Origin of the sequence: Pseudonocardia sp. NPDC049154, from assembly GCF_040648315.1 — a bacterium.
GTDB lineage: Bacteria > Actinomycetota > Actinomycetes > Mycobacteriales > Pseudonocardiaceae > Pseudonocardia.
Window position 1 is genome coordinate 2,442 of the sequence record NZ_JBEZDN010000182.1, and the last position, 9,955, is coordinate 12,396.

9 protein-coding genes are annotated in these 9,955 nt (G+C 72.8%); 6 read left to right on the forward strand and 3 right to left on the reverse strand.

What is annotated here, in order from left to right; genetic code table 11:
- Positions 1–162 precede the first annotated feature (162 nt).
- A complete protein-coding gene (locus AB0B41_RS40645; protein WP_037050289.1) occupies positions 163–351 on the reverse strand; it encodes a hypothetical protein in 189 nt (62 codons plus the stop codon).
- 313 nt (positions 352–664) lie between these two features.
- Here AB0B41_RS40645 and AB0B41_RS40650 point away from each other — a divergent pair, with 313 nt between their 5' ends.
- The 6 genes from AB0B41_RS40650 to AB0B41_RS40675 all read left to right on the forward strand — a co-directional run bounded on the left by AB0B41_RS40650 (position 665) and on the right by AB0B41_RS40675 (position 7,909).
- On the forward strand, positions 665–1,558 hold the full coding sequence (locus AB0B41_RS40650; RefSeq protein ID WP_358212372.1) for an EamA family transporter: 894 nt from the start codon (positions 665–667) through the stop codon (positions 1,556–1,558).
- A 485-nt stretch (positions 1,559–2,043) separates the two neighbouring features.
- A complete protein-coding gene (locus tag AB0B41_RS40655) occupies positions 2,044–3,189 on the forward strand; it encodes a substrate-binding domain-containing protein (protein WP_358212366.1) in 1,146 nt (381 codons plus the stop codon).
- Positions 3,190–3,289: 100 nt separating this feature from the next.
- A complete protein-coding gene (locus AB0B41_RS40660) occupies positions 3,290–4,066 on the forward strand; it encodes an ATP-binding cassette domain-containing protein (protein ID WP_358212367.1) in 777 nt (258 codons plus the stop codon).
- A 71-nt stretch (positions 4,067–4,137) separates the two neighbouring features.
- Positions 4,138–5,505 carry an ABC transporter permease gene (locus tag AB0B41_RS40665; RefSeq protein ID WP_358212373.1) on the forward strand — a complete coding sequence of 456 codons (1,368 nt, stop codon included), beginning with the start codon at positions 4,138–4,140 and terminating at the stop codon, positions 5,503–5,505.
- Entirely contained in the window at positions 5,502–6,671 is a 1,170-nt protein-coding gene (locus tag AB0B41_RS40670) for an ROK family transcriptional regulator (protein WP_358212368.1), read from the forward strand. The genes AB0B41_RS40665 and AB0B41_RS40670 overlap by 4 nt, the downstream gene beginning before the upstream one ends.
- A 407-nt stretch (positions 6,672–7,078) precedes the next feature.
- Entirely contained in the window at positions 7,079–7,909 is an 831-nt protein-coding gene (locus tag AB0B41_RS40675) for a DUF1775 domain-containing protein (RefSeq protein WP_358212369.1), read from the forward strand.
- Here the strand turns inward: AB0B41_RS40675 and AB0B41_RS40680 are convergent.
- Together AB0B41_RS40680 and AB0B41_RS40685 are read right to left on the reverse strand one after the other, a co-directional pair.
- Complete coding sequence (locus AB0B41_RS40680; RefSeq protein ID WP_358212370.1) at positions 7,875–8,129, reverse strand: hypothetical protein; 255 nt, start codon at positions 8,127–8,129, stop codon at positions 7,875–7,877. The two genes, AB0B41_RS40675 and AB0B41_RS40680, sit on opposite strands and share 35 nt — an antisense overlap.
- Positions 8,130–8,722: 593 nt before the next feature.
- On the reverse strand, positions 8,723–9,823 hold the full coding sequence (locus tag AB0B41_RS40685; RefSeq protein ID WP_358212371.1) for a beta-propeller fold lactonase family protein: 1,101 nt from the start codon (positions 9,821–9,823) through the stop codon (positions 8,723–8,725).
- Between the last annotated feature and the right edge of the window lie 132 nt (positions 9,824–9,955).

Here is a 9,955-nt window from a genome sequence, read left to right on the forward strand (position 1 = left end):
GACCCCCCCCGGTCGGGCCCCCACCCCCCCACCCGGTTGGGGGGGTTCGGGTGGTCCCCCCCCCCCCCCCCCAACTGCGGGCGCGCCCCCGGGGGGTGCCGGCCCTCTCGACGACGCTCACATGACCGGCGAGGGGAGTCGCCGATCGCCCATCACTCGTGCCTACTCGGCACCCTGCTGCACGTCCACCTCGAGCTCGCGCAGCTTGTCGGCGTGCGCACGCGCGTGGTGTCCGCAGAACAGGAGCTCGCCGCCGGACGGCAGCACGGCACGAACCTTTGCGGCCGCTCCGCAGCGGTCACAGCGGTCGGCGAGGGTCAACTCGGGCCGGGTCAGGGTTCCAGGCTGCATAGCGGTCTCCCTCCGTCTCGACACCGGTCTCCCGATGTCGCTTGCTGTGACGACCGCTCGCGCGGTGCGCCCACTCTTGCAGACGTTCGATACCCCTGCATGTGTTCCCGTCCCGTGTCGCGACGACAATCACAGATCGACCTTTCGGGGTCGAGTGACCGTCGACGCGGTGGCGGTCCGATGACGAACACGGATTCAGTTGACTACGAGTGAATGATGCGGTGCATGGTGTGACACCGCAAGGTGTGGTGTGTAAACAGTCGGGTCCTCGCGGCTACGGAGCGCAGTCGGGGGCACCGGCGTGACGGCGAGCATGGTTCGCCGGGTCCCGGCGCCCGTGCTCTTCGTCGTCGGGGGCGCCTCGATGTACGTCGGGGCGGCCCTCGCTGTCGGGCTGTTCGACCGGTTGTCGCCCGCGGCCGTCGCGGTGTTACGGATCTTCGGTGCGGGCCTGGTGCTGCTCGCGTGGCGGCGGCCCCGGCGGGCGGCGTGGCGGGCTCCGCGGCTGCGGCGGTCGGTCCCGTTCGGACTGGCGACAGCGCTCATGAACGCGGCCTTCTACGAGGCCATCGCGCGGCTGCCGCTCGGCACCGCGGTCGCGCTGGAGTTCTGCGGGCCGGTCGCGGTGGCGGCGGCCCTCTCCCGCCGCCCGCGGGACGTCGGGGCCGTCGTGCTGGCCGCGGGCGGGGTGGCCCTCATCGCGGATGTCCGCTGGTCAGGAAGTCCGTCGGGGGTGCTGTGGGCGCTCGCCGCGGCCGTCATGTGGGCGGCGTACATCCTCCTCGGCAAGCGGGTCGCGACGGCCGGGAACGGGGTCGACGACATGGCCGTCGGCTTCACCGTGGCCGCCGTCCTGTGCTCCCCGGTGCTGTTCCTCGGTGGGACCGCGGGCCTCGCGCCGCTCGCCGACCCGGTGGTGGTGCTGCTCGCCGTCGGGGTCGGGGTGCTGTCCAGCGTGATCCCCTACGGCCTCGACCAGGTGGTGCTTCGGCGGGTCGGGCAGGGGCGGTTCGCGGTGCTCCTGGCCCTGCTCCCGGCGACCGCCACGGTGATCGGTTTCCTGGTGCTCGGGCAGCTCCCGGGGGCCGCCGAGGCGGTCGGGATCGCGGCCGTGATCGCCGCGGTGGCGCTGAGATCGCGTGACGGGGACGGCGCGCCCGAGATGGTCGAGCCACCCCGGGAGACCCGTCGTCGTCACGTGGAGTAACTGCACGCGTTCCGTCACGCAGTGTCATCGCTGCGGGTGCGCCCGAGTGAAGATCACTCGATCCGGTGGCGCCGACTCGCGCCGTGGCGACCTCGTCGGCCCCCGCCGTGCCGCCGCCCGGGGAGGCACGGAGCGTGAACCGGCCCGGACGGAGCACGCCGGTCGGTGTGGTCCGGGGTCCGTCCCCGCAGAGCCGTTCGGGAAGGCGTCTCACCCCGCCGGTCCGCGCCCGGGCGGCGCAACGAGGTGCCGCCGTGCCGGCCCCCTTTGCGACGGTTGCGGAGCGCAGCAGCCCGGTGACGCGGCGCGACAGGAAACGGGACCCCGACAACAAAGGCCCTCCGGCGAGACCGAATCGTGACGATCCAGCGGAACCTTGACCGATTCAGCATGCTTTGCATCACAGACTTCGGCCGCATACGTTGTCGCCCACAACATTCACCCGATGTCGTCGGACACCGGGTCCACAGTGAGGTGGAGGGCGGATGCGGGTAGGCAGGTCGGCGCTGCGAGGCGCGCCGAAGATGATCGCGGCGCTGGGTCTGGGGCTGGTCCTCACCCTCACCGCGTGCGGGGCGAACAGCTCCGGTGGGTCGTCGGGCGGCACCGCTCCCTCGGCGGCGCCGGCGGGCGGGGGCGTCAAGGTCGGCGTCATCCTCCCGGAGACGGACACGTCCGCGCGCTGGGAGGGCTTCGACAAGCCCATGCTCGACAAGGCCATGCGCGCCGCCGGGCTCGACCCGGACATCCAGAACGCGCAGGGCGACGAGCAGAAGTTCTCGACCCTGGCCGACGGGATGATCTCCAGCGGCGTGAAGGTGCTGGTCATCGCGTCGATCAGCTCGGACGGCGGCTCGGCCGTCGCGGCCAAGGCCAAGGCGCAGGGCATCCCGGTCATCGACTACGACCGGCTGAACCTCGGCGGCACCAGCGACTACTACGTCTCCTTCGACAACGAGAAGGTCGGCGCGCTGCAGGGCCAGGGTCTCGCCCAGGCGCTGCAGGGCAAGCAGGGCGCGCAGGTCATCCAGATCGAGGGCGCGCCCACGGACAACAACGCGACGCTGTTCTACAACGGCCAGCAGACCGTGCTGAAGCCGATGTACGACTCCGGGCAGCTGAAGCTCGTGGCGAACCAGGCCATCGACAAGTGGGACAACCAGGTCGGCGGCCAGACGTTCGAGCAGCTGCTCACCGGCAACGGCGGCAAGGTCGACGGCGTCGTCGCGGCGAACGACGGCCTGGCGGGTGCCATCGTCACCGTGCTGACCAAGTACGGGCTCAACGGCCAAGTGGCCGTGACCGGCCAGGACGCCACCGCGGACGGCCTGCAGGCCATCCTGCGCGGCGACCAGTACATGACGGTGTTCAAGCCGATCCAGGAGGAGGCCGACGCGACCGCCAAGCTCGCCGCGGCCCTCGCCAAGGGCGACACCGCCACCGCGGACCAGACGGCGACCCAGACGGTGAACGACCCGAAGGGCAACCGCGAGGTCAAGTCCGTGCTGCTCACCCCGCAGCTGATCACCAAGGACAACGTCAAGACGGTGACGGACGCGGGCTACGTCACGGCGAGCGAGATCTGCGTGCAGGCCACGCAGGCCGCCTGCGACGCGGCCGGCATCAAGTAACCGAGCCGGGCGCGCGGCCGCGGAGGCGGAGCTTGCGAAGCCGACCATCGGCTCCGGAGGCGGCGCCCTCCCGGCCGCGCGCCCTCGCATGGAGGTCTGCATGTCCGAACCCATCCTGCAGCTGCGGTCCGTGTCGAAGAGCTTCGGCGCGGTGCAGGTGCTCCACGACGTCGACCTGACGGTGCGCGCCGGCGAGGTGACCGCGCTCGTCGGCGACAACGGCGCCGGCAAGTCGACGTTGGTCAAGTGCGTCGCCGGGATCCACCCGATCGACGGCGGCGAGATCCTCTTCGACGGCGACCCCGTCACGCTGCACAGCCCGTCCGACGCGGCGAAGCTCGGGATCGAGGTCGTCTACCAGGACCTCGCGCTCGCCGACAACCTCGACATCGTCCAGAACATGTTCCTCGGCAGGGAGCGCGGCAGGCCGTGGCTGCTCGACGAGTCCGACATGGAGCAGGCGGCGCGGCGCACCCTCGCCTCGCTGTCGGTCCGCACCGTGACCAGCGTGCGGACGCCCGTGGCGTCGCTCTCCGGCGGGCAGCGGCAGACGGTCGCCATCGCCAAGGCCGTTCTCTGGGACTCCCGCGTCGTGCTGCTCGACGAGCCCACCGCCGCGCTCGGCGTCGCGCAGACCCGGCAGGTCCTCGACCTCGTCCGCCGGCTCGCCGAGCAGGGCATCGGGGTCGTCCTGATCAGCCACAACATGGCCGACGTCTTCGAGGTCGCCGACCGCATCGCCACCCTCTACCTCGGCCGCATGGTGGCCGAGGTGCCCACGCGCGACGTCACCCACGGGCAGGTCGTCGAGCTCATCACCGCAGGCCGGTCCGGGGACCTCGGGCTGGCCCGACCGGAAGGGGTGGTCGGGCAGTGACCGCACCCGAGAAGCAGCAGAAGTCGGCGGCCGAGAAGGCCGACCCGGGGAACCGGGCGGCCGACTTCGGCATCGACACCACCGCCCGGACCACGGGCGAGGCGATCCGCGGCTACCTCCAGGGCCTGCGCAACGGCGAGCTCGGCTCGCTGCCCGCGCTGCTCGGCCTCGCCGCGCTGTTCGTGCTGTTCACGATCCTCGACTCCGGCGGCACCTTCCCCAGCCTGCTGAACCTCGCGAACCTCCTCCAGCAGGGTGCCGGCCGGACCATCATCGCGATGGGCCTGGTGTTCGTGCTCCTCACCGGCGAGATCGACCTCGCCGCGGGCACGGCGTCGGGCCTCGCGGCGGCGCTCATGGCGCTGCATCTCGTGAGCGGCGGGAACATGCTCGGCGCCATGGGCGGCTTCGTCTTCGCGGTGCTGATCGTCACGATGCTCGTCGCGGCGGCGCTGGCGATCTGGGTGCGGGTGTGGGCCGGGGCCGTGGTGAGCGTCCTGACGGCGGTGATCCTGCTGATCGGCGTCCCGGCCAACCCGTGGATCGAGATGGTGCTCGCGGTGGGCGTCGGCGTGGTCGTCGGGTGCCTGACCGGCTTCCTCGTCGCGCGCATCGGGATGCCGAGCTTCGTCGTCACCCTGGCCCTGTTCATCACCTGGCAGGGCGTGATCCTGCAGCTCATCGGCGACGGCGGCACCCTCGGCCTGCGCGACCCGGTGATCAACGCCGTGGCGAACGGCAACCTGTCGACCCTCGGCTCGTGGGTGCTGTTCGTGGTCGCGGCGGGCGGTTACGCGGCGGTCCTGCTCCTGCAGCAGCGCAACCGGCTCCACAAGGGCCTGGTGGCGAAGCCGACGGGCCTGGTGCTGATCAAGGTCGGGGCCGTCGTCGTGCTCGGGGCGCTGGCGACCTTCCTGCTCACCCGGGACCGGTCGCCGGGCATCATCGCGATCTCCGGTATCCCTTATGTCGTGCCGATCGTCCTGGTCCTCCTCGTGCTGGGGACCTACGTCCTCGACCGCACGCGGTTCGGCCGGCACGTCTACGCCGTCGGCGGCAACCGGGAGGCGGCCCGTCGGGCGGGCATCGACGTCGTCCGGATCCGGGCGGCGGTGTTCGTGATCAGCTCGGCCTTCGCGGCGATCGGCGCGATCGTCTACTCCTCGAAGGTCGGGTCGGTCTCGCCGGCGGCCGGTGGCGGCAACACGCTGCTGTTCGCGGTCGGCGCGGCCGTCATCGGCGGGACGTCGCTGTTCGGCGGGCGGGGCCGGGTGTCCAACGCCGTCATCGGCGGCGCGGTGCTGGCGACCGTCGAGAACGGGCTGGGCCTGCTCAAGCAGCCGGCCGCGGTGGTCTTCATCATCACCGGCCTGGTGCTGCTGCTCGCGGCGGGCGTCGACGTTTTGTCCCGGCGGAAGTCGGCGGCCGCCGGCAGGTGACCGTCCCGACCTCCGGCACCCGTCCCGACGACGCCCGCCGGCACAACCGGACCGCGCTGCTGCGCCGCCTGCACGTCGAGGGGCCCTGCACCCGCGCGACGCTCGCCAGCGAGCTCGGGCTCAACCGCAGCACGATCAAGGCGGTGGTCGACGGGCTGGCGGAGGCGGGCGTCGTCACGGAGGCCGTCCCGGCGCAGCGCACCGGCGCCGGGCGGCCGTCCCTGTTGGTCCTGCCCGAGGCGCACGCGGCGGTCGTCCTGGCCGTCGACGTCCGGGTCGACCAGGTCGCCATGGCGATGGTCGGGATCGGCGGGCAGATCCTCGGCCGGCACAGCTGGAACCTGCACCGCACCACCCGGCTGCCCGGCGAGGTCATCACGCACATCGCCGAGTCGGCGCAGCTGCTGCGCGACGAGCTGGGCGTGCGGGAGCAGGGGGTCGGCGTCTCGGTCCCCGGGGTCGTCCGGCGGGCCGACGGCCTGGTCCACGAGGCGCCCAACCTCGGCTGGCGCGAGGTGGCCCTGGGCAGCCGGCTCGGCGCGGTGCTCGGGTCGCCCACCACCGTCGGCAACGACGGCGACCTCGGCGCCCTCGCCGAGCACGTCAGGGGGGCGGCGCGGGACGCCAACGACCTGCTGTACCTGTCCGCCGACGTCGGCGTGGGCGGCGGGGTCATCGTCGGCGGGGTGCCGCTGCGGGGGTCCGGCGGGTACGTCGGCGAGATCGGGCACATGATCGTCCGGCCCGGTGGGCGGGCGTGCTTCTGCGGCGAGCAGGGCTGCTGGGAGACCGAGGTCGGCGAGCCGGCGCTGTGCCGGGCGCTCGGGCTCCCCGAGGACACGCCGCGCGGGGTCCTGGTGGCGGAGCTGCGGGACCTCGAGGCCCACCCCGGCCGGCTCGACCTGCTGTCCGAGGTGGGGGAGTGGCTGGTCACGGGGCTGGTCACGGCGGTGAACATGCTCGCGCCGGAGCTCGTGGTGCTGGGCGACCTGTTCGCCGCCCTCCCCACCCGGCTCGTCGACCGGATCCGGGACGAGCTGCACCGCCGCAGCCTGGTCAGCCGCGCCGCGGGCCGCACCCGCATCGCGGTCTCGCCGCTGGGACGGGACGGCAAGCTGGTCGGCGCCGCCGAGCTCGCCTTCGAACCGGTCCTGGGCGCGGTGTAGCTCCCTGACCCCGCGAGTCGGGAGTTCCGGCAGCGCGAGTCGGGAGTTGTGGCACCGCGAGTCGGGAGTTGTGGCACCGCGAGTCGCGACTTCCAGCACCGCGAGTCGGGGGTTCCGGCAGCGCGAGTCGGGGGTTCCGGTAGCGCGAGTCGGGGGTTCCGGTAGCGCGAGTCGGGGGTTCCGGTAGCGCGAGTCGGGCTCTGCCCTCCCGCGAGTCGGCGGTTTCGGGTCACCGAGGTGCACATGTCCCTCGTCCCGGGTTGTGGGGTTCGGTCACCTGGAAGCGCCGACGCGCGGGAGGTTGACCGGGGAGTGCGGAGCCTCCACCGTCGTTCCCGACGTGCAGGCGCGGTAACGCCCGACGATCAGGGCCGAGTTCCTGTCGGGAGCGGCGCGAGGAGGCGGGGATGCGCGGGTTCAGCGGAGCCGCCGTCCCGGTCCGCTGCGCCCTGCTGATGCTCCTGACGCTCGTCGGGCTCGGCACGGTCTTCGCCGGTGCCGCGGCCGCGGACGTCACGCTCTCGCCCGACCACACCGAGGCCGGCGCGCGGGACGTCGCCGTGACGTTCCGCGTGACCAACGACGATCCGGCCGATCCGGTCGTCGCGGTCCGGGTGGACCTGCCGACGGCGCGTCCGCTCGTGGACCCGCAGCCGTCGTCGCCGCCCGGATGGCAGGTTGCGACCACCGCGACCGGGATCGAGTGGACCGGCGGGCCGGTCGCGGCCGAGCCCGTGGACCTCGTGCTGCGGGTGGGCCGGATGCCCGACGGAGCGGGGCCCGTGCGGTTCCGGACGACCCAGACGAGCCGGTCCGGCGCCGTCGTCGAATGGTCGGACCTGGTGGTGCCCGGCCGGCCCGCGCCGGCACACGCGGCCCTCGAGCTGCCGTACGGGGCGCCGCGGCCGGCGGTCCCGGTCGGCGGGCATCACGATCACGATCAGGCGGCGCGGGACGTCGCGGCCGGTCTGCCCGCGACGCCGTCGCCCGGAGCGACCGCGGCGTGGACGATCGGGGTCGGGATCGCGCTGGCCGCGCTGGTGGCGCTGGGGATCCGTGAGCTGGGGAAGTGGCAGGCCGCGCGGTTCGCCGCGCACCGGGAGAGCGGGGACGGGACAGCGGAGGAACGGCAGGCGCCGGACGTTCCGGTGTCCCCGGGAGCGATCGACCCGGCTCCGTCCGGGGCCGGGGGTGCGCGGGACGTCACGCCGCGAGCAGGGCGCGACCGGAGTCGGTGAGGGCGACTGACCCGTCGGCGTCGGCGATCAGGCCGGCGTCGGTGAGCCGCGGGGCGGCGAACGGGTCGGCGAGGAACATCCCGTCGACGACGAGGGCGGAGCCACCGGACAGCCGGACGCGGCCGGCCTCGACGGCGCGCAGGACGGCGCGATCACGGTGGGTCAGCGCCGGGATGCCGGTGCCGGTGACGAGGGTGAGCTGAGCGGTCTTCGCGGACATCGTGCTTCTCCTTCCGTCCTGGCGCCGGGGCCCTCCCGGTGTCGGTGTCGAACGAGAAGAAGCATCCCGCCGGGCCCGACCCGGGACGATGACGCTGGCCCCACTCCTACCGAGGCCGCCCCGCCGACCGGGGTGGGGTTGACCCCCGCGCACCAGAACCGGTGCAGCGGTACCCGCCGCCAGGCCGTCTGAACACGGACGACCGCACCGGGACGCGAACCCTCCGACCGGCGGTACTGCATTCCTCCGTCACGTTCCAGGCGGAAGTTGGGGCGCGACTCGCAGGAAGCCACAGCGCGACTCGCGGGGGGCCACAGCCCGCCCGCAGGGGCACAGCGCGACTCGCGGGAGGGCTCAGCGCGACTCGCGGAGTCGACGAGGATGTGCAACTCGGTGACCCGGAACTCCCGACTCGCGGTGCTGGAAGTCGCGACTCGCGGTGCTGGAAGTCGCGACTCGCGGGGGCCACAGCCCGGCTCGTGGTGCGCAAACTCCCCGACTCGCGGGGCGCCACAGCCCGACTCGCGGTGCGCGAACTCCCGACTCGCGGGACTGCTGCGAGTCGGGAGTCGGCGGGACGGGCGGGAGCCGGGTCAGCCGGTGAGGTTGACCTCGGTGAGGGTGCCGCTGTTGAGGTTGGTGACGTACGCCTTCTTCCCGTCCGGCGTGACGGCCAGGCTGGTCGGGGCGTCGCCCGTGGGCAGGGTGGCGGTGACCGTCCAGGTCTGGGCGTTGATCACCGTGAGGTTGTCGCCCTCCACCGCGGTGACGTAGACGAACCGGCCGTCCGGCGCCCACGCGATGTCCTGCGGCTTCTTGCCCACCGGCACCGTCGCGATCACCTGGTCGGTGTTGGTGTCGATGACGGTGACCGAGTCGCTGTCGTAGTTCACGTTGGCGACCACGGAGTTGTCCGGCGCGACCTCGAGGCTGTGCGGGCTGACCTGCACCTTGACCTCGCCGAGCACGGTGTCGTCGGCCGTGTTGATGATCGTGACGACGCCCGACTCGTGGTTGGCCGTGTACGCCTTGGTGCCGTCGGGCGAGAAGGTCACCCAGTGCGGGTTCGGCGCGACCTTGATGTCGTGCACGAGCGTGCTGGTCGCCGTGTCGATCACGCTGACCGTGCCGGAGTCGTGGTTGGGCACGTAGAGCTTCGACCCGTCGGGCGTGACGGCGAGGGCGAAAGGCCGGGTGCCGACCGGGATCGTCGAGGTGATCGAGTTGCTGGTCGTGTCGAGCACGCCGACGACGTTGATCGTCTTCTGGTCGTTGAAGATCGAGACGTAGACGCGCTTGCCGTCGGGCGCGAAGGCCAGGTACTGCGGCGGGCCGGCCTGGACCGGGATCGTCGCGATGACCTTGTTGACCGAGGTGTCCATGACCGTGACGACGCCGGCGTTGCGGTTGGCGATGTAGGCCAGCCGGCCGTTGGGCGACAGCGCGATGTAGCCGGGGGTCTTGCCGACCGGGATCGCGGCGCCCAGCGACGGGATCGGCACGCTGGTGGCGACCTCGGGCTCGGTCGAGTCGGCGGCCGGCGGGATCTCCTCGTTCGACCCACCGCCTCCGCCGACCGACGTGCCCGTGCTGCTGGTGGTGCTCCCCCCGAGCAGCCCGAACTGGCTCGCGGCGAACCAGCCCACGCCGCCCACGGCGGCCAGCAGGACCACCACGACGAGCCCGACGATCAAGGCCTTGCGCCCGCCGCCGGAGGGCTCCGAGGGTTCCGGGGCGCCGGGAGGCGAGCTGCTGACCGAGCGACACCGCCGTGCACCGGAGCTCGGTCGGGAACATCTCCACCGAGAAGGCCGGGCTGATTCCGG

What these genes read in the sequence shown, in the direction of transcription:
- AB0B41_RS40645 (WP_037050289.1), bottom strand. Translation starts at nt 351, where the DNA reads ATGCAGCCTGGAACCCTGACCCGGCCCGAGTTGACCCTCGCCGACCGC.
- AB0B41_RS40650 (WP_358212372.1), top strand. Translation starts at nt 665, where the DNA reads ATGGTTCGCCGGGTCCCGGCGCCCGTGCTCTTCGTCGTCGGGGGCGCC.
- AB0B41_RS40655 (WP_358212366.1), top strand. Translation starts at nt 2,044, where the DNA reads ATGCGGGTAGGCAGGTCGGCGCTGCGAGGCGCGCCGAAGATGATCGCG.
- AB0B41_RS40660 (WP_358212367.1), top strand. Translation starts at nt 3,290, where the DNA reads ATGTCCGAACCCATCCTGCAGCTGCGGTCCGTGTCGAAGAGCTTCGGC.
- AB0B41_RS40675 (WP_358212369.1), top strand. Translation starts at nt 7,079, where the DNA reads ATGCGCGGGTTCAGCGGAGCCGCCGTCCCGGTCCGCTGCGCCCTGCTG.
- AB0B41_RS40680 (WP_358212370.1), bottom strand. Translation starts at nt 8,129, where the DNA reads ATGTCCGCGAAGACCGCTCAGCTCACCCTCGTCACCGGCACCGGCATC.